The sequence below is a fragment of the Nitrosomonas sp. genome (genome assembly GCF_019752095.1).
Taxonomy (GTDB): Bacteria; Pseudomonadota; Gammaproteobacteria; order Burkholderiales; family Nitrosomonadaceae; genus Nitrosomonas.
On the sequence record NZ_JAIEMO010000019.1, the window covers coordinates 1 to 18891 of the forward strand.

Sequence of the window (18891 nt, forward strand, 5' to 3'; positions counted from 1 at the left end):
AGGCCGTCCGATATCGAAGGTTACGATCATTGTATCAATCGTGTTGCTGATTGGGGGCGCTGCTGCTTTTATGATGATGCGCAAAAATAAAAATGAAGGGCAAAGCACAGCCTAAAAAGACTTAGCTTTCCTGATCGGTAATAGTCAAAGGCACAAAGTTAATTTGTGCCTTTTTCTGATCTTCGAAGGAGCCTTAATGATTCGCACTATTTGCACCGCGAGTTTGCTTTTCGCCGCAATGTCTACAGGCGCTGCCGATCTGAAAATTGAGGATCAAAAGGAAGAGTCGTACGTAGATGCCCAAGCATTGGGACGATGCGCTGGTTTTCTAAGCTTCATGAGCAAAATCTATGAAGCTGAGGACAAACCCTTTCAAGCTAAAGACGCCAACCAAAAATCAAATGGGTGGCGTATAGCAACGATGGGCGCACTGCTTGCCGCTGGATGGAAATCGGAAAATATCCCCCGAACAGCAGACAGCATCTATCAAATCTCAGAGACAAATTGGATGGCCGCACTGGACCTCAACTGCCGGTGGCCATCGATAAAGAAACAACGTTTTGTTTGTCTCAAAATCAATCCCAAGAACTTTACAGAGAATTCATGAAACGAATGGCAAATGAGACAAACAATAAACTTCAAAGAAAATGAAATCCAAATACCCTTCGCTTCGCTGTAAGTATTGATCGGATAGGTTTTTGCAGGAAATAGGGCCAGATATCGCGAACCAAGAAAAATGAGCTTACCCTGTAGATCAGTACAAGACCACCCCGTTTAAAATTGCCGAATGTACTTTTTTACCACTTTGCATCGCGTAAAGATCTCCTCGAATACATTTCTCAATAGCCTTTTTTAGTTAACCAACCTCTTTCTGCATTACGCTCTGGAATAAGCTAGATTCAATCAAACGATTCAGCCATTGAATCAAGTGATGGTATTGTGAGGCATAAAACCAATCCGGGTTGACATTGCAAAACTGTCGGATGAAAGGGAAGATGGCCATATCAGCCAATGTATAGCGGGCATACAACAAGTAACCGTCCTGACTCAAACGTGCATTCAGGTCGGCTAAGAAGGGTTCTGCTTGTTCGCGATAATAAGCCTCAGAATGTTCGGGAAAGCGAACGGCATATTTGTAAAGATCCAACGCGGGTTTAAACGATTCGTCATTTTGCTTGATCAGTGACATGATTGCATTTGATTTTTCTTGATCACTCTCAAGCCAATGCTCAGGGTCATGGATGGAAAGCGCCCATTGCATGATGTCCAGGCTCTGTTCGAGTACGCTGCCATCGGCAAATTTTAATACCGGTACAGTGCCTTTGGGTGAACATTCCAGCATTTCTTTCGGCTTGGCGCGCAGGCTGACTTCGTACGTCGTCACTTCGACTCCGCTGACTTTAATGGCCAATCGGGCACGCATCGCATAGGGACAACGGCGGAATGTGTACAGCAGTGGTTTCATGATTCAGTTGAATGATTGAGTCGACTAAGAAGTCCTACCGATTTTGGTCCCGGTTCTTTTTAATTAAATCATACGCAGTCTGGACTTCTTGGGCTTGTTCAGTGGCCATCGCGACCATTTCCTCCGGCACACCCTGTCCCATCAATTTGTCCGGATGATATTGACTCATCAGCTTACGATAAGCCCGTTTGACTTGTTGGTCTGTACTATCTTTACTGACGCCTAGCGCTCGGTATGCGTCCTCCAATGCACTGGGTGAGCTTGTTTGTCCACCGGCAAAATGCATTTGATTTTTCACCATGTCGATTAGCTGATCGAATGCCACCTGATGATACCCAAGGTGCCCGGCAATCTCGCGCAAAAGCGCTTCTTCGACGGAATTCAACTGCCCATCCGATAATCCCATGATGATCAAATACACCAGCAACATTTGCTTCAAGTTGCTGGAAGCGCCACATACAGCGAGAAATTGATTTATTTGCGGATGAATATCATAGTTAGCCGATGCACCTTGCTTGAATAAAGCAATGGCTTTTAAGCGGTGCTCGTGTGTCATGCCAAGTTTCTGCATGAACAGCTCCACATGCGATACCTCAGTCTCAGAAACACGCCCATCCGATTTAGCCAGCTTTCCCATTAATATGAAAGTGGTTTCCAGAAAAACCGACTGGCGGCGCGTAGCATTAAATGGATTCATTCCACCTGAACCGTACGCGTTAAACCGGTCTATAAAGCTTCCAACAAAATAGCCCAGGAAAATGCCCAAAAAGCCAAAGATAAAAAAACCGACGAAGGCACCAAGTAATCTAAACAATGAAATTCCAGATCAGTAAATAGGGAATGGTTATCAGTTACCGTTTAATTGAACGATGTCAGCTAAATTGCCAGCTATTTTCTTGCATCATTGGGATGCTGCTGTCCATTGTTCAGGTGTCAGCGTTTTCATCGATAGCGCGTGAATCTCCTGCTTCATTCTATCGCCCAGTGATTTGTATACTAACTGATGTTGTTGCACCACGTTTTTTCCATTAAACTCAGAACTGACGATCAGTGCATGAAAATGAACCCCGTCGTCTCCCTCCACCAGCACATGCTCACAGGGTAGCGATGATTCAATATATGTTTTAATTTCCTCTGCGGTAAGCATTTCAATTCTCCTTCATGCATTATGCATATTAAAGTAAAGCAAAGTTATTTTACTGCCTTAGTTTATATCCGCTTCTGAGCAGATTGATGGTCAGGGCAGATATCGCTATCAAGCATATAGAAACAATCAATAAGCTGATATGAGGCGAAATATCCGATACACCAAAAAAACCGTAGCGAAATCCATCAATCATATAAAAAAATGGATTAAGGTGAGATAAATACTGCCAACCGGCTGGCAGTGAATGAATGGTATAAAAGACGCCTGATAAAAACGTGAGGGGTAAAATTATAAAATTCTGAAAAGCGGCTAATTGATCAAACTTGTCCGCCAGAATTCCTGCAATTAATCCCAATGCGCCCAGTATCGCACTTCCCAGAATGACAAACAATATTGCCCAAAGGGGTAATAGTAGCGGAATATCAAAAAATATCAATGTGACCAGATAAACGCCCAAACCCACTAAAAGACCACGAATAATGGATGCCAGTATATACGCAAAAAATATGGCGCGATACGTGAGGGGTGAAAGCAAGACAAATACGATATTGCCGCTAATTTTGGATTGAATCATGCTGGAAGATGAATTTGCAAAGGCATTCTGGATCACTGACATCATGATCAGTCCGGGAATCAGGAAAACCGTATATGCCACTTCCGGGTAAACTTCTATCCGCGTCTCCAGCACGTGAAAGAAAACCAGCAGATACAGCAGGGTAGAAACCATCGGCGCTATGATTGTTTGGAAACCGACTTTCCAGAAACGCAGCAATTCTTTATGTAACAGGGTCAAAAAACCGGTCATTGCAATTTATTCCCGCTATTTCTGATGAGACTAACAAAAGCATCCTCCAGATCAGGTTGCTGCATATGCATTTCCTGTATGTGTATATTTTCAGATCTCAAAGCCGACAGAATAAATTCTATGTGTGCATAATTATCTATTCGCAGTTCATACAAGCCATTAGTGCAATTTTTCTTCAGCGGTTGAAGCACCAACGGTAGGTTATCGGGTAGCAATCTTATTTTTACCGAGTTGCCTGAAACCAATTTTCCAATCAGGTTCTGCGTGCTATCCAATGCAATAATCCTACCTTCCTTGAGCATAGCCACGCGGTTGCACAACGTTTCCGCTTCTTCCAGATAATGTGTAGTCAGAACAATCGTATGCCCATCCTGGTTAAGTTGCTTGATAAAATCCCATAAGGTTTGGCGCAATTCAACATCCACCCCCGCTGTCGGTTCATCCAGAATAATGACTGGCGGTTTGTGTACCAGTGCTTGCGCAACCAGAACACGCCGCTTCATGCCACCGGATAGCGAGCGCATATTCGCATTGGCCTTGTCGGTTAAATCGAGGCGTTCAATAATTTCGTCCACCCAGAGAGTATTGTGTTTTATCCCGTAATAACCGGATTGGATGAGTAAAACCTCGCGTACGCTGAAAAAAGGATCATATACCAATTCCTGTGGAACGACTCCCAGATTCCGCCGCGCCTGCTGGTATTGTGTAATAACGTTGTGTCCCATCACATTGACCGAACCACTATCGGCCAAGGATAAGCCGGCAATAATATTGATCAACGTTGTTTTTCCGGCACCATTGGGGCCCAGCAATGCAAAAAATTCTCCTGGAGAAATCTCCAAATCCACATCGACTAATGCGCGCATGCTTCCAAAATTTTTACATACGCGCTTGATTTCAATCGCAGATAACATCGTATAGGGAGTTAAATTATAAGAACTTCAGAGACAGCAGAATCGTATCGGATCAAGAAGCGCTTTGGGGTGTGGCTGGGGGGGGCGGAATCGGAATTAATTCCGCCACTCCATATAACTGAACCAGGCTGGTGAGATTTTCAGGAAGGTTAATGAACTGCAGCGTATGGGTATTTTTGCGTGTTGCACGCAACCATTCAAGCAACATGCTGACAATGGTTGAATCGACTTCAGACACTTGCTCCAGATCAATCGTTAATGGCTGATCTTCAAACAGCGCGATTCCTTCTTGCATCAACCGCACAACATTATCAATCGTGACCGAACCCTGCACAATAACTCTGTTGTTATCGCGAAAAATCATTGTGGTGTAAGGATCATATCGACTCACCGTCACAACTATCTTTTACCCTCAAGCGACTTATTTTTATCCGACAAGGCTTTCAAAAGCCCTTCCACGCCGCCTTTTCGAACCTGACTGTTGAAACTTCCACGATAATTTGTCACTAGGCTCACGCCAGCCACTGTAACATCATAGACTTTCCAGCCATCTGGTTTTTTTTCCATGCTGTAATCGATCGGAACGGGCTCTTTTCCTTTCCCTTGAATCACCATGGTACGTACCTTGGTTTCAGTACGATCACCTAAATCAGGTAATGGATTCACTTTAATCGTTTCATCATGATAACTTGTTAACGCGTTGGAATACGTGCGAACCAGCAGTATGCGGAATTCATTCACAATCTTATTTTGCTGCTCCGGCTGGGCTTTGGACCAATGCTGCCCCATTGCAAGCTGCGTCATGCGCGAAAAATTGAAGTGTGGCAGAATCTTAGCCTCGATCAAGTCGAACATTTTTTCTCTGTCGCCACTTTTCAGCTCTTCATCTTTCTGGATAATCCCGATCACTTCCTTCACTGTCCTGTCCACTAGTCTGTCCGGTGCCAAATCTACTGACCAAGCAGACGATGCTACCAAGTTAGCAAACATGAGTATCATTAACCCGAGAAACCTTTTCATTATCACCTCATCAAGTTTTTAATCGTAAATCGTAAATCGTAATATGCAATACTAACCAACCAGAATAAAATTAACAATCCATTGAATTAGAAAGAATCATCTTCCGCCGCTTTATTAAATAAAAAACGTCCGATTAATTCCTCAAGCACCATGGCGGAATTGGTTTTCATTATTTTATCACCCTCTTTGAGCTTCGCCTCATCGCCACCTGCAGCCAATCCAATATACTGTTCTCCCAACAACCCTGACGTCAAAATACTGGCAAACGTATCTTTAGGAAATTCAAATTGGCCATCCATGCTCATAGACACAACCGCATCGTAAGTTTCCGTACTAAACTGTATATTCGTTACACGCCCAACTACGACACCTGCGCTCTTCACTGGCGCACGGATCTTTAAGCCACCGATATTCTCAAAATTCCCGGTGATCACATAACTTTGCGCGGGATTATAAACATTCAGATTGCCAACCTTAAGACTCAGGATCATGAGCGCAATGATACCCGTAATCACAAACACACCCACCCATAAATCCATCGTTGTCCGCTGCATTAACTTACCCCTCTAAACATAAAAGCGGTCAAAATAAAATCAAGCCCTAAAATGACTAATGAAGAAGTGACTACCGTGCGCGTAGTCGCGCCGGATACGCCCTCTGCCGTCGGCGGTGCATCATATCCTTCAAAAACCGCAATCGCGGTAACCGCCACACCAAAAAAACAACTTTTTATAAAACCGTTTAATATATCAAACCGGAAATCAACCGCACTTTGCATTTGCGACCAGTAAGAGCCTTCATCCACGCCGATGAATAACACAGTAACAAGATATCCGCCAAAAACACCCATTACTGAAAACATCGCCGCCAAAAATGGCATGGAAATCACCCCGGCCCAGAACCGCGGAGCGACGACACGGGCAATCGGGTCAACCGCCATCATTCCCATTGCTGCCAATTGCTCGGTTGCTTTCATCAAACCTATTTCTGCAGTAATGGCAGAACCGGCCCGGCTGGCAAACAATAGCGCTGCTACGACCGGGCCCAATTCACGCACCAAAGACAACGCCACCAGCGTGCCAACGGCTGACTCCGAACCGTATTTCTGTAATGTCTCGTAGCCCTGTAAACCGAGCACCATCCCCACAAACAAGCCTGATACCACGATAATGATCAGCGACAATACACCGGTAAAATATAATTCACGTATAACTAGATCAAATCGACGCAGACTGGTGCCGGATTTTAATAACACCAGAATAAAAAAACGACTGGCAACACCTAGCCGCCAGACGCTTTCGATCGCACGATGCCCGATATTCTGAATGCCGGATATAATCTGCTTAAGCAACGATATCCTCCAGATTCAGATCCTTCCGGTAGGCTTGCGCAGGATAATGAAAAGGCACCGGCCCATCCTCTTCGCCGTGGATAAATTGATGCACAAAAGGCGCAATCGATTCGCGTACTTCTTTAGGCGTGCCTTCGGCCGCTATCACGCCATCTGCAATAAAGTAAACATAATCAACAATTTTTAACGATTCATGCACATCGTGCGTCACCACTATCGAAGTCATGCCGAGAGAGTCTGTCAACCGGCGAATCAGATTGCCAATCACGCTTAACGAAATCGGATCAAGCCCAGTAAATGGTTCGTCATACATGATCAACATCGGATCCAGTGCAATCGAACGGGCTAAAGCCACACGCCGCGCCATTCCGCCGGATAATTCATTGGGCATCAATTGATGTCCGCCGCGCAAACCTACCGCATGCAATTTCATCAATACCAGATCACGAATCATCGATTCCGGTAAATTGGTGTGCTCGCGCATCTGAAACGCCACATTATCAAACACGGACAAGTCAGTAAATAATGCGCCAAACTGAAACAGCATGCCCATTTTGCGTCGCAGCTTGAACAACGCATCACGATCCAGTTCATGTACTACTTCTCCTGCAAACTTTACATATCCGGAAGTGGGTTGAATCGCGCCACTGATTAATCGCAACAACGTGGTTTTCCCCGACCCGCTGCCGCCCATCACCGCAATGACCTGGCCGCGCCGCATGGACATATTGATGCCGTTCAGAATCGCGCGCGTAGGATAGGAAAAATTCAGGTCATTGACCTCAATCAAAGTTTCAGATGCCATGCTCAATGATTAATTTTTTTGAGAAAAGATGAACGATAATCGCAGTGTTTTGTATTAATTTAAAATATTCCTGACACGCCTATGGATAATCGAGGAATACTTGGCGTTGCTAATATCATCAATCGATCAATCCGATTTAATAGATGTCAATTTTAATCCACTTTCTTCCAGACGTTTGGCTTAAATTGCTTTTTAGCGTAGTTTTCTTGTTTCAAAAATATCTGAGTAACTTTCATTTGTCATTCCGCACAAAATTAGGAATATTTGTAATCGGCACTATAGATTTTTTGTCATGATCAAAATGGCGACTACTCAGAATACCCTCGAAGAAAGAATCGATAATTTGCTTCTCCACAAGCATTGACAATTACTTTGATAAAATTGTGGTATAAGTCAGTAGGACAGCTATATCTTCCTGGTTAATTGAATAACGATTTAATTGGAGGCATGAAAAATGAAGAAGTTAAATAATATTAATATGCTGAGTTTCATGCTGCCTATTATTGGAATTTCGATGTCCGGATCAGCATTGGCAGAAATTAACGTATTTGGTTTCAGCAACGATGGCTTAAACACATCCAATGGCCTGAATATCACCACAAACAAAGGAGATTTTTTTGTGCCAATTTCTGATAGCGGTTGGTGGACTAGCTCAAAACATGAAGCGCAAAACAAAAATTATATCGCTGGCACGTGTTCACCTAGCTGCAGTACCACAGATAATCACAACAACTTCTTTACATTCGATTTTTCAGATATCAATGAAACTATTACTTCAGCATCATTTAATTTATTTACCTACTCAATCGCTGGTAGATCAGTGGACTATCAGCTATTCGATATCACCTCCGCATTATCCGAAGTACGTGCGACAGGAATCAATCCCTCAGTTTATAACGATTTAATGACTGGCGTGTCCTATGGGTCGTTCATTTACAACCCATCAGATAGATTTCAGTTTCGTTCTATCCTATTGAATGATAATGGAATTGCAGCATTAAACAGTGCTATCGGTGGTGAATTTGGCATCGGTGGAACGGTAGCGGGTGGCATAGATGGGATACCACTACCACCGATTCCTGAACCAGAAACCTATGCCATGTGGTTAGCCGGATTGGGGTTGTTAGGCTTTCTGGGATATCGTCGTGGAATCAGAGCAGTAACCTTTCCACTTGTGATCGACATGGCACGCTAGACACTCAACTTATTTTTTCGCCTCTCTCCGCAAAGTCATTTTGCGGAGGAGCCATATACGTTCATTGACATTGATGCAATTAACTATAGCATGGCATCATGCAGGCCAATTTTTATGTGACAGGCCGCTGAGATACTATCTGCATTGCCGCTGCGGTGTTAAAAGTAGGTTCAAAATGCTTATTTATTAGGCATAAACTGCGTTTTTCACCTATTTTTTCCTTGCATCAGCTGCTTCGGAAACGTTTTCCAACGGCCTACTACAATCCATTCTTCTGAGATATCGGCTATGTTCTTTAGCAAACAGCACTATCTGATTGGCTATCTGATCATTAGTTTTTTTACATCCAATGGATTCGCAACCGAAATCTACCGTAGCGTCGATGACCGGGGCCGGATAACTTATTCAGACGTACCCTCAATCGGTGCCAAAAAACTCGATATTATCAGTCAACCCGGGCGCCATTTACATTCTGTTGTCAGAGTATACGATGGCGATACCATCATATTGGAAGATAAAAAACAGATTCGTTTGCTGGGCGTTAACACGCCTGAAATTGAAAGCCGGTTGCGTGCGGAAGAGCCCGGCGGTGCTGCAGCCAAGATGTGGCTGCAGGCTCAGTTACAGGAAAGCAAAGTCTATCTGGAATATGATCAAACCAAGCGAGATAAGTACAAGCGTTTGCTTGCCCATGTTTTTACGCCGGATGGCAAACATATCAACCAAGCACTATTGGAAAATGGCTTGGCCTTCGTCAGTATTATCCCGCCTAATGTACGTTATAGCGACAAACTGATTCAAGCGCAGCAGCAGGCTGAAAAACAGAAAATCGGCATCTGGTCAATGCCGGATTATCAACCCAAGTTAATCGCGCAAATTGCCAACCACAACAAAGGCTGGCAGCGATTTACCGGAACCCCGACATCGATTAAGAAAAGCAGGAAATACACGCGCCTGATATTTGATGACAAGATTGATATACGCATCTTGAATACAAATCTCGATTTGTTCCCTGCACTGAGCACTTATGTTGGAAAATCACTGGAGATTCGCGGTTGGGTATCGCGCAACAAGGATCACTACAGCCTGTTAATTCAACATCCCAGTGCATTAATCATGCGATAATCTACTGCGATAGCTTAAAACTTCCAGCCAGTTTTCATATTTCGGGTGGGACTATGCCTTATTTTCCAGCAACACATAAGCAATGGTCTTACTTTTCCACGCGCTTCCCCAAAGTTTTTTTGCAGCGTCACTTGCTTGATAATAAAACTCATCCCACTGCTCTGGGGGAATGGTTTGGCATCCAAGGCTGGATGTTTTTGTATAACCCCCTCGATGAATGTTAATACCAAAATTCCCGGTATCCGGGTAGGGCGGATCGCCGTCCCGAATTACCGTAACCGTACCCGCACGTTGGCAGATAGCTTCATGTGGTTGATTACCATTATGTCGGTCAAAACGGTAAGCCGGCCATAATCCTGTTTTCAGGACTGCCATCTCTTTGGTTTGCTCACTCTTGCCGAAGCCCTTGTAAATTCTTGATGGATCTGTATTGCCATTAAAAGCAGCAAAAATATTGAGGGACGGAACCCGCAGAATGATCGCATCATCGTATACATTGCGGTCATTCTGCCCGGAAGGACCAATAGCAGGAAAAAAACCGCGAATCCCCACAATCCATAGCTGAAACTTTTGCAGCTCTTCTTTGTGAGGAGCTAGCCATGCTTCCAGCGTTTCAAGAGAGACATTCGGGCGTCCTGCCTGAGGCAATATTTGTACACTACTAGCCATGTCTATTTTCCTCCTGATTCAGGGTATAGCAGAGCCAATACAGTCGGTTCATCAAATTGGCCGGTTACGGTTTTTCCAGTGATGCGTTGCCATTCACGGAGTGAATTTCTCAGCTCCTCGCTAAATTTTCCATTTATTTTTGCAGCGGGAATTCCCAAGGCTCTTTGCAAACCCTCAATATCATCACCATTTAGCCGACTCGCTTCGAAATCGTTCAGTTGAATATCATGCACCACCGTGCCATTCTCTGGGGATGTAACTACTTGCACTATAGGTGTCGCAGATGCTGTGGCAGATTCATCAGGTTTTTTACCGGCTCCGCGAATTGTAAATAGTTTAGATATAGCATCAAACCAGAATGGCGCACCCAATGTGGCTGCCAAAGCTGTGAGAAGCCAGCCAAGCAAGCTTAAGCTTCGGTTTTGTTGAGCTGGGTAATCAAAAGAGTCAAGAAAAGAATCGGACTGATCTGAAAACGCCCATCCAATAGGTAACGTCAAATTATTGAAGGCTTCAAATTGACTTTTAAGGTCCGCAAATTGTGCTTTGATGTTGACGTCTACACTTTTATCAACTTCCGAAACAGCGTCTACATTGGCGTTTGATTTCTGATTCTGTTCTTCAATAGCTTGCATTTTAGCTTCCGCCATCTGCACCAGCTTTTCCACTTGTGCTGGATCTTTTTGCAGTTGTTGCATGATATGAATGCTATCCACGTTAAATAACACGGCGAGTGCCAATCCAATCGTAAACAGTGCAACTTGCGCACGGCGTTTGTACCACCCACCCACTCTGTCCATTACTTCATTGAAATGAGCTTCGAGTTTGGTCTTGAATTTTTCCAGATCTCCATTGGCTTCATCGAGCATAGGACCGAATAATTTGCCCAAGTGGGTATTCCGGTCATCTAGTTTCTGCCGCAATGCAGCCAATGAGCCATCATTCGACAGGGTTTGAACGAGTACCGCTGAGAAAGTGGCCGACGATATATACGAAGGCCTCGTGCCCCCTGCCGGTGACAGCGAGTCAATCAACGGGTGTTTGTATAGATCTTCGGTAAGACTAGCGTCTTTTATGAAGAATGGTTTAAAAATACCCGGCTTATAGGTTTTCTTGGGCAATTCTCCCAGCATCATTGCAATGCCTTCAAATAACACCTTGCCTCGCATTTCAAGCCACTGTATTATCAACTCATTGACGCCGCTGACTAATCCCGAGAAAAGTGCGTATATCAGAAAAACCGCAATCAAAATTTCGAGCATATCGAACCTCTTTTTCTCCGTGTTTTATGATATTTAGAAAGAATCAAATCAAGCGACTATCCAGTGTCGCCCGTCTGATTATCAAATGCATTCCAGCGATGATTATTATATTTTCACAGAATGATAAGCAGTGAGTTTTCTCACAACGATTAATATTTTTATGATTTGCTTAAGGCTTGATGTATCGCTCAATGCCGGAAATTTTACTGCACCATTAATTACTAAAAAATCGCTTCAGTACCTTAATCAAATATTCATGATCCTGTACTCCTGCGCTTTCACGAACACTGTGCATAGCCCACATCGGGCAGCCAATATCGACGCTACGAATACCCAGCTGCGCTGAAGCAATCGGACCGATCGTACTGCCGCAAGGCAAGTCGCTACGATGCGAGTAGCGTTGATAGGGGACATCTGCTTCTTTACACCAGCGAATAAAATGTGCGGTGGAAATGCTTTCAGTGCTATAACGTCGATTCGCATTGGATTTAATCGCTGGACCTTGGTTGACAATCACACTATGGTCAGCTTCATAGGCTGAAGCAAAGTTGGGATGATAAGCATGCGCCATATCCGCGCTGATCAAAAAGCTATTTGCGGACGCGCATGACATAGCCTCCCGGTCCGATGAAGTTGCAATACTGACCCGCTGTAACACTTCGGTTAAAAAATTACCGGCAGCTCCGATATGGCTTTTGCTGCCAATTTCTTCATGATCGAAGAAGGCACAGACCAGCGTACTTTCAGCAGTGTTGATAACAGTATCGTCCAGCATGGCTTGCAATCCAGCATGGCAAGATGCCAGGTTATCAATCTGACTGTTGGCATAAAATTCCTGGTTTGCGCCCCAGAGTGTCCCTTTATGCGTATCGTAAACAGCCAAATCCCAGGATAATAGCTGTGCAGCCTCTATTCCTGCCGCCTGCGCCAATAATGCGACAAAATAAGGCTGCGGTGGTAGTTGATCTGCAGTCAGTTGTGCGAACAATAGAAATAATTCATTTTGCTTATGCAGTTTCAATCCATTCTCATTGACGCCTCGATTCAAGTGAATCGCAAGATTCGGCAAGCGCACTAAAGATTGATCGAAACGCACTAATTTTTGAGAGAGATTTCCTTTATCATCAACATAGCTAACTCGCCCGGCCAAACTTAGGTCACGGTCGGTAAATGTTGCCAGGATCGGTCCGCCGTAAATTTCAACACCAATCCTGGCAATGCTATTGCTCGCGGTCGCGGCGTTCGGTCTGATGCGGAATCCCGGCGAATCCGTATGCGCCCCCACAATCTTGAAACCCGATTCAGCAGGCGCTTTATGCCCCAGCACAAACAGTACGATCGAAGAGTCATCGCGTATCACGTAATACCGACCGCCTGCCTGTAATTGCCATTTGACCGTCTCATCCAGCTTAACAAACTGAAAAGCATGGATTGCAGCTTCAATCGAAGCAACGGCATGCCAGGGACTCGGGCTTTCATCGATAAAGTTCAGCAAATGCTGCACGACTTGTTTTGCACTCATTATTTATCTCATTTTCTGATAGTTATAGTGATAATTTGTGTTATCACTTATTAGAGGTGTTTGCAAATAAATGCTAAAAATAGTAATAAATCATAGGTATACTATGCTGTGAACACTATTTCATGTGTTATTGGTCATTCCCGCCTTTGCTGCGATCAACGTCCAGTGCTCTTACTAAACTGGCACGATTTCCCCAAGCATTTCGGATATAAGACACCACCAGCGCCACTTCTTCATTACGTAAAATCTGTTGGAACGGTGGCATTCCATAAGGCCGGGGATTATCTGCCGTTGTGGGCGGATAGCCGCCATTCAGCACGCTACGAATAGTATTCAATGGCGAATCCATAATTACACCCCGATTACCGGCCAACGCAGGATAAATGCCTGGGACACCTTTTCCGTCTGCACCATGACATGCTTGACAATATTCTTGATAAAGCTGCCCACCCAGATCCAAATGTTTCCGCAAGCTGCCCGACATCACCGAGAACTTGACACCAGACAACTTACCTGCCTCATTTTCTGTCAGTGATTTTAGATAGGTCGCCATAGCGAGACCATCCTCTTGCGACAAGTATTGCAGACTTTGCCTGACAACGGTTGCCATGGGACCTGAAGTCACAGCACGTTTTGTTACGCCTGTTGTCAACAAAGCAACGATTTCATCGATCTCCCAATCACCACTGCCTGCTTCCAAATGCGAGGACAGAGAAGGCGCATACCAATTCATGCCCATTATTTGTCCGCCCATCAAGGCTTCATCTTGACTTGCTCCCAATATGTTACGGGTGGTATGACAGGCATTACAGTGACCTAATCCCTGTACCAGATAAGCGCCGCGATTCCATGTTTGGTTTTTGGATTGATCCGGCTCATAAACGCCTTCTTTAAAATACAATGCGCGCCAGACTGCGAGCAGTGATTGGGAATTATAAGGAAAGAAAATATCGTGCGGAGGATTGGACTGCGGAACAGGCGCTAACGATTGCAGATAAGCAAATATCGCATCGATGTCCTGGCGTGTTACTTTGGTATATTCGGTATAAGGAAAAGCTGGATATAGAAGCCGCCCATCACGCGACTTGCCCTGATGCAGTGCTTGCCAGAAATCCTGTTGCGTCCAGCGGCCAATCCCGGTTTCTTTGTCGGGGGTAAGATTTGGGGTAATGAATACACCAAATGATGTAGATAATCGGCGTCCACCCGTAAATGGCACGCCACCTTTAGCCGTATGGCATCCCATGCAATTTCCGATGCGGGTTAGGTAGGCGCCATAATTCACTTCGTCAGAACGTTTTGGCTCGCCTGCAGTAATCTCCGCAGCCATTGCTTGCAATATCATGCACATCCACAGCAAAGTAATATTTTTCCACCAACTTACGCGGGGTATTATGGCCAGATGCTTCATTCTGCACCTCCGTTTTCCAGGATAGTTCGGCTGCAGCGATCTATCAACTCAGATGAAAGCACATCAAATGAACTTGGTTTCCCAGAAACCGATTGATTCGCCAACCATTTTGCAACTGCATTGACTTCGTCCTCGGTCAACTGTTTAGCAATTGCAGACATGCAGTCAGGCTTCCCACCGCGCATGATACCTCCATTGCGCCACCCGCCCAGCTGTGCCGTGATATAAGCGCGAGGCAATCCAATCAAACCTGGAATAGCAGGCTCTACGCCCATCAAAACATCTCCATGACAGGCACTGCATGCCGGGATATCCCGCTCTGGATATCCTGAATAAATCAGATGCTCCGCCAGTTTGATTTCCTCGGGTTGCATCTGAATTCGCTCAGGGTCAGGGTAAGGTAATTGCAAAGATGAAAAGTACTGTGCTATCTCCAACAGGTATTCGTCCGACATATTTTCCAACAGAATGGCCATTGGCGGATAATAGCGTCGGCCGTCCCTAAAATTGCGCATTTGATTAAATAGATACCCCTGCGGTTTACCCGCTATGCGAGGGTAATAAGCATCACGCCCTACTTTGTCTTCAGCGCTATGACAGATAGTGCAAGCTTTAACTCGCTCAGCCATGGTATCTGGCACTTCTGTAGGTGTACTACCATTCACATTCGCCACACCGGTGATGCAAAAAAATAACAATAAAATAAAACGCATTATTTAGAATTATTTAGCAATTTATATAATATGATCAATTGTGAGTATATCGCACGGTCTTCGTGCTTAATGTCTAAATCGACGCCTTGAAAAACTTTTGCAACTAACGGTGTACAAATTTAGCATGAGTTTTAAAGCGAAAAGCCTAGAATCATGTAGTTGTACCTGCCATTACAATCGCTCTGAATAATATTAACACTACCTATAGGAATCTTTGGCAATTGTCAAAAACGTACGTTGTACTGAACATAGAAGAGATCAGGGTTGATTCCAGGTACCTGTTTTTTTTAAGAAATTTCCACTCCACATTTTTGTATATCCAATTAATACATCCTGATGTCGATTAACATGAAAATTGAACCGGAAATCAACCTCATCTCCGACATGGCTGCCGGATTGACCTGTAATGTCTCGCAGTGTGGCAGCGCCAGCAGCGTTATACAAATAATCCCGATCATTCGCTAGATAGAATCGATGGTATTGTGAAATAAAGGTAATCCATGGCATTGGATTCAAGTTAAATTGTGCATTGATATCATGAATATTCTGTCGTCCTACGCGATCCAGGAAACCCAGATAATAGTGACCAAATGGAAACAGTTGATTGAATGTATTGCTTCTGCCGTCTTTGGAATTGCTATCGCCGGATGCGAAATCATAACGTATCCAACCTTGCGGATTCATCGGCATGGATAATCGATAGCCAACACCAGTAGCCACTGCAAAAGCGGAAACATCCAAGCCGGAGCGTTGGCCAAATTGATACATGCCTTCCAGTTCGTAAAGGAAATTGTCAAAATTGCCAGCAAGTCGGCTGCCTAACGTATGAACGTGAGAATTACCCTGCAGAATATTTCCTGCTAATACATTGGCTGCAGGAAGATTCCGGTCATTTTCCAGACTAAGAAAATAAAGATCAATTAAATGACCGGGTTTAGGTTTGTTGGTGGCCCACAAGCCAAAGAAATTCTGCTGAGTATCCCAATTATCAAAATTGCCCTTTTGAGTGATCATCGGGCGCACCCAGAATGCGTCAACATCCCATTCTGGTGTGCGCCAGAAAGTTTTTACACCTTGAAATGTTCTACGGGTATTGACCCAGTCCAGTGTGGAGATCAATCTTTGTGAACCGTACAATAATTCCTGCCGTCCGACACGAATATAAACGGGACCATTATTAACATTGGCCAGTTTGATATCGGTGAATAGATTGAGCATGTCGGTATGATTTCTATCCGTTGCGAGAGGAGGTAAATCTGCTCCTAGGATACGAGAATCAATAAATTCAGCAAATAATCGTGCTCTATCCTGATACCATAAATCCGCATGGAATCGCGTACGTAGCAAATGAAAGCTATTATCAATGTCGGCTGCATTTAAACGGCTGTCGGTTTCGTTGGTGTAGCGGTACCAGAAACTACCACCAAACGATAGTAACCAATCACTGGCTAAATGAACTCTTTTGACCGGATCAAAAATGTCTTTTTCATGATCTGGGTTGTCCAAATAGCGAAAGTCAATGTCGTAGGCTGGCGTAGTCATGAGCGCAATGGGCGCATAAGGTGCAACCGGTGGTTTTTCGCGTTTGTTGCCGGTGACCATGTCCCAGAATGAATAATAACCAGATCCGGAGAACGGAAGAGAAAACAAGCCTGGGCGCGATGCTGCGGTGACCGGCGGCACTTTCGACATATCAAAAGTGTCAATGGCTGCATGAGTTCCAGTTGCTGTGGCTGTCGGGATAGTTACTGAAGCGTGAATGCTTTCAGGCGATAGACTTGACGCATGCACCTGAAAACACAGGAACATAGTTGCTATGCAGCTTAATCGAATTTTAATAAACAGCCCTCGTATGCTTAGCATCAGAATCTTTCGTAAGCGCACGGGAGTCACCGATGAAGATACAAGTAGACTATCTTTTTCGTAAATTAAATTTTCTTGGACTTTATTAAAATAGTTGCACTTGTGATAAAGCCATATTTCAGCAAAGCGATTACAACATTGAACCCATAGAAAAATCATGCCATCTCCTTCATATTTCAAGACCCCGAATTGAGTTATAGATTTCATCTCAGATGCTATATTGCACAAATTATGCCAGATATATAGCATTGATTAATATAGAATTATATCGATAGCAGAAAAACAAGAATTTGTTATTGCCAATTTATTGCGATAAAATTCTCAAAAATATGAGAGTTCTGTCGTGATGATCGATGCCTTTAAAATACTTTTTCAAAATTCCCCTTTATTTGTTGCGATGTTAGATGACGCACTCATTTGTCGCGAGATAAATTCCACTTGGCGTAACTATTTAAATCTGAATGCAGCAGATACAGTTTCCTTATCTGTTGCAGAATTACTCGCTGATTTACATCAAGATTCGGCACTTATGCATCAAATTGAACAAGTGGCAAATAGAGGCCACTTCATTAAAGAAGCCCCCGCTACATTATTAACCAAGAATCATTTCACCCAACCGGTACACAAGGGAATAGTGTCAGCTTGGCGCATACAATCGCCACATGCAAAACAAGTTATGGTGTTACTGGTATTTGGTGACATCGTTGAACACAGTCAAACATTTAATGAGTTGCGCCATTTGCAGACCATTCATGAATTACTCCTTAATGCGGCTGGGGAAGGTGTTTACGGAGTAGATAACCAAGGCAATACAATCTTTGTTAACGAAGCGGCAACTAGAATACTGGGCTGGCGTAGCGTTGATGTAATTGGCAAACCATTGCATGACATTCACCATCATTCGTATCCAGACGGATCGCCCTATCCAAGTAGCGAATGTCCAATTTATACTGCCTTTAAAGATGGAAAGGTGCGTCATGGAGATGACGAAGTTTTTTGGCACACCAATGGCACTGCAATTCCTGTTGAATATACGAGTACGCCGATCCTAGAAGACAATAGAATCAAAGGAGCTGTTGTTATTTTTCGGGATATTTCTGAGCGTAAAAAGAATGAACAGCAACGTGAAATAGCATATGAACAGATCAAAACACTGAAGGAATTACTGGAGCATGAACGCGATTATCTGCGCGATGAAATCAACATCACGATCAATTTCGGCGAAATTATTGGCGAAAGCCAGGTATTGAAACGTACACTCACTCAGATCGAGGCCGTTGCAAAGATGCCAACAAGTGTCCTGATTCTGGGTGAGTCAGGTGTGGGAAAAGAAATGATTGCACGTGCTATTCATTTAAATAGCACCAGAGCAAGCAAACAACTAGTAAAAGTAAATTGCGCATCTATACCTAAGAATCTTTTTGAGAGCGAGTTCTTTGGGCATGTTCGCGGATCATTTACCGGTGCTCATCGCGATCGAGTCGGCCGCTTTCATCTAGCCGCCGGAGGCACGCTCTTTCTCGATGAAATCGGCGACCTGCCCATGGACTTGCAGGTTAATCTGCTGCGCTTTTTGCAGGAAAAAACCATCGAGCGCGTTGGCGGCACCGAACACATCAACGTT

20 protein-coding genes are annotated in these 18891 nt (G+C 44.2%); 4 read left to right on the plus strand and 16 right to left on the minus strand.

The genetic code is table 11. The features are described 5' to 3' along the window. Window positions 1–196 precede the first annotated feature (196 nt). Entirely contained in the window at window positions 197–607 is a 411-nt protein-coding gene (locus tag K2Q13_RS06595) for a hypothetical protein (RefSeq protein WP_292920181.1), read from the plus strand. 249 nt (window positions 608–856) lie between these two features. Here the strand turns inward: K2Q13_RS06595 and K2Q13_RS06600 are convergent, their stop codons facing one another. The 10 genes from K2Q13_RS06600 to K2Q13_RS06645 all read right to left on the minus strand — a co-directional run bounded on the left by K2Q13_RS06600 (window position 857) and on the right by K2Q13_RS06645 (window position 7507). After that, on the minus strand, window positions 857–1465 hold the full coding sequence (locus K2Q13_RS06600; protein WP_292920183.1) for a glutathione S-transferase: 609 nt from the start codon (window positions 1463–1465) through the stop codon (window positions 857–859). Between the two features lie 34 nt (window positions 1466–1499). Then, on the minus strand, window positions 1500–2279 hold the full coding sequence (djlA, locus tag K2Q13_RS06605) for a co-chaperone DjlA (protein ID WP_292920185.1): 780 nt from the start codon (window positions 2277–2279) through the stop codon (window positions 1500–1502). A gap of 87 nt (window positions 2280–2366) precedes the next feature. Beyond that, window positions 2367–2612: a BolA/IbaG family iron-sulfur metabolism protein gene (locus K2Q13_RS06610; protein WP_292920187.1), complete on the minus strand. Its 246-nt coding sequence runs from the start codon at window positions 2610–2612 to the stop codon at window positions 2367–2369. Between the two features lie 49 nt (window positions 2613–2661). After that, on the minus strand, window positions 2662–3417 hold the full coding sequence (locus K2Q13_RS06615; protein WP_292920189.1) for an ABC transporter permease: 756 nt from the start codon (window positions 3415–3417) through the stop codon (window positions 2662–2664). Beyond that, the gene (locus K2Q13_RS06620) at window positions 3414–4331 is read right to left on the minus strand and encodes an ABC transporter ATP-binding protein (protein ID WP_292920191.1); all 918 of its coding nucleotides are present in this window, start codon (window positions 4329–4331) and stop codon (window positions 3414–3416) included. The genes K2Q13_RS06615 and K2Q13_RS06620 overlap by 4 nt, the downstream gene beginning before the upstream one ends. A 52-nt stretch (window positions 4332–4383) precedes the next feature. Further along, window positions 4384–4722 carry an STAS domain-containing protein gene (locus tag K2Q13_RS06625; RefSeq protein WP_292920193.1) on the minus strand — a complete coding sequence of 113 codons (339 nt, stop codon included), beginning with the start codon at window positions 4720–4722 and terminating at the stop codon, window positions 4384–4386. Window positions 4723–4730: 8 nt separating this feature from the next. Next, complete coding sequence (locus tag K2Q13_RS06630) at window positions 4731–5351, minus strand: ABC transporter substrate-binding protein (RefSeq protein WP_292920195.1); 621 nt, start codon at window positions 5349–5351, stop codon at window positions 4731–4733. An 86-nt stretch (window positions 5352–5437) separates the two neighbouring features. Then, entirely contained in the window at window positions 5438–5905 is a 468-nt protein-coding gene (mlaD, locus tag K2Q13_RS06635) for an outer membrane lipid asymmetry maintenance protein MlaD (protein WP_292920197.1), read from the minus strand. After that, a complete protein-coding gene (gene mlaE / locus K2Q13_RS06640; protein ID WP_292920199.1) occupies window positions 5905–6702 on the minus strand; it encodes a lipid asymmetry maintenance ABC transporter permease subunit MlaE in 798 nt (265 codons plus the stop codon). The genes mlaD and mlaE overlap by 1 nt, the downstream gene beginning before the upstream one ends. Continuing rightward, window positions 6695–7507 (minus strand): ABC transporter ATP-binding protein, encoded by an 813-nt coding sequence (locus tag K2Q13_RS06645; RefSeq protein ID WP_292920201.1) that lies wholly within the window; start codon window positions 7505–7507, stop codon window positions 6695–6697. Before K2Q13_RS06645 ends, mlaE begins: the two co-directional genes overlap by 8 nt. A gap of 454 nt (window positions 7508–7961) precedes the next feature. Here K2Q13_RS06645 and K2Q13_RS06650 point away from each other — a divergent pair, with 454 nt between their 5' ends. Together K2Q13_RS06650 and K2Q13_RS06655 are read left to right on the plus strand one after the other, a co-directional pair. Beyond that, entirely contained in the window at window positions 7962–8702 is a 741-nt protein-coding gene (locus tag K2Q13_RS06650; protein ID WP_292920203.1) for a PEP-CTERM sorting domain-containing protein, read from the plus strand. A gap of 288 nt (window positions 8703–8990) precedes the next feature. Then, window positions 8991–9827 carry a thermonuclease family protein gene (locus K2Q13_RS06655; protein WP_292920205.1) on the plus strand — a complete coding sequence of 279 codons (837 nt, stop codon included), beginning with the start codon at window positions 8991–8993 and terminating at the stop codon, window positions 9825–9827. A gap of 51 nt (window positions 9828–9878) precedes the next feature. Here K2Q13_RS06655 and K2Q13_RS06660 read toward each other — a convergent pair whose 3' ends face one another. The 6 genes from K2Q13_RS06660 to K2Q13_RS06685 form a co-directional block, all read right to left on the minus strand. Next, on the minus strand, window positions 9879–10496 hold the full coding sequence (locus K2Q13_RS06660) for a hypothetical protein (RefSeq protein ID WP_292920207.1): 618 nt from the start codon (window positions 10494–10496) through the stop codon (window positions 9879–9881). 2 nt (window positions 10497–10498) lie between these two features. Beyond that, complete coding sequence (locus K2Q13_RS06665) at window positions 10499–11758, minus strand: peptidoglycan-binding domain-containing protein (protein WP_292920209.1); 1260 nt, start codon at window positions 11756–11758, stop codon at window positions 10499–10501. A gap of 214 nt (window positions 11759–11972) precedes the next feature. After that, entirely contained in the window at window positions 11973–13280 is a 1308-nt protein-coding gene (locus tag K2Q13_RS06670; protein WP_292920211.1) for a M18 family aminopeptidase, read from the minus strand. Window positions 13281–13407: 127 nt separating this feature from the next. Next, complete coding sequence (locus K2Q13_RS06675) at window positions 13408–14691, minus strand: cytochrome c (RefSeq protein WP_292920213.1); 1284 nt, start codon at window positions 14689–14691, stop codon at window positions 13408–13410. Next, window positions 14688–15407: a c-type cytochrome gene (locus K2Q13_RS06680; RefSeq protein ID WP_292920217.1), complete on the minus strand. Its 720-nt coding sequence runs from the start codon at window positions 15405–15407 to the stop codon at window positions 14688–14690. Before K2Q13_RS06680 ends, K2Q13_RS06675 begins: the two co-directional genes overlap by 4 nt. Before the next feature lie 255 nt (window positions 15408–15662). Next, window positions 15663–17213 (minus strand): alginate export family protein, encoded by a 1551-nt coding sequence (locus K2Q13_RS06685; protein ID WP_292920215.1) that lies wholly within the window; start codon window positions 17211–17213, stop codon window positions 15663–15665. Between the two features lie 400 nt (window positions 17214–17613). On the opposite strand from K2Q13_RS06685, the gene K2Q13_RS06690 reads away from it, so the two are divergent. Next, window positions 17614–18891, plus strand: a 1278-nt coding sequence (locus K2Q13_RS06690; RefSeq protein WP_292920218.1) for a sigma 54-interacting transcriptional regulator, incomplete at its 3' end; no start/stop codon positions are given.

Coding starts and splice junctions, on each gene's coding strand:
- K2Q13_RS06685 (WP_292920215.1), bottom strand. CDS start 17,213: ATGTTCCTGTGTTTTCAGGTGCATGCGTCAAGTCTATCGCCTGAAAGC.
- K2Q13_RS06620 (WP_292920191.1), bottom strand. CDS start 4,331: ATGTTATCTGCGATTGAAATCAAGCGCGTATGTAAAAATTTTGGAAGC.
- mlaD (WP_292920197.1), bottom strand. CDS start 5,905: ATGCAGCGGACAACGATGGATTTATGGGTGGGTGTGTTTGTGATTACG.
- K2Q13_RS06615 (WP_292920189.1), bottom strand. CDS start 3,417: ATGACCGGTTTTTTGACCCTGTTACATAAAGAATTGCTGCGTTTCTGG.
- K2Q13_RS06665 (WP_292920209.1), bottom strand. CDS start 11,758: ATGCTCGAAATTTTGATTGCGGTTTTTCTGATATACGCACTTTTCTCG.
- K2Q13_RS06600 (WP_292920183.1), bottom strand. CDS start 1,465: ATGAAACCACTGCTGTACACATTCCGCCGTTGTCCCTATGCGATGCGT.
- K2Q13_RS06610 (WP_292920187.1), bottom strand. CDS start 2,612: ATGCTTACCGCAGAGGAAATTAAAACATATATTGAATCATCGCTACCC.
- K2Q13_RS06670 (WP_292920211.1), bottom strand. CDS start 13,280: ATGAGTGCAAAACAAGTCGTGCAGCATTTGCTGAACTTTATCGATGAA.
- K2Q13_RS06645 (WP_292920201.1), bottom strand. CDS start 7,507: ATGGCATCTGAAACTTTGATTGAGGTCAATGACCTGAATTTTTCCTAT.
- K2Q13_RS06595 (WP_292920181.1), top strand. CDS start 197: ATGATTCGCACTATTTGCACCGCGAGTTTGCTTTTCGCCGCAATGTCT.
- K2Q13_RS06675 (WP_292920213.1), bottom strand. CDS start 14,691: ATGAAGCATCTGGCCATAATACCCCGCGTAAGTTGGTGGAAAAATATT.
- K2Q13_RS06660 (WP_292920207.1), bottom strand. CDS start 10,496: ATGGCTAGTAGTGTACAAATATTGCCTCAGGCAGGACGCCCGAATGTC.
- K2Q13_RS06655 (WP_292920205.1), top strand. CDS start 8,991: ATGTTCTTTAGCAAACAGCACTATCTGATTGGCTATCTGATCATTAGT.
- K2Q13_RS06630 (WP_292920195.1), bottom strand. CDS start 5,351: ATGAAAAGGTTTCTCGGGTTAATGATACTCATGTTTGCTAACTTGGTA.
- K2Q13_RS06650 (WP_292920203.1), top strand. CDS start 7,962: ATGAAGAAGTTAAATAATATTAATATGCTGAGTTTCATGCTGCCTATT.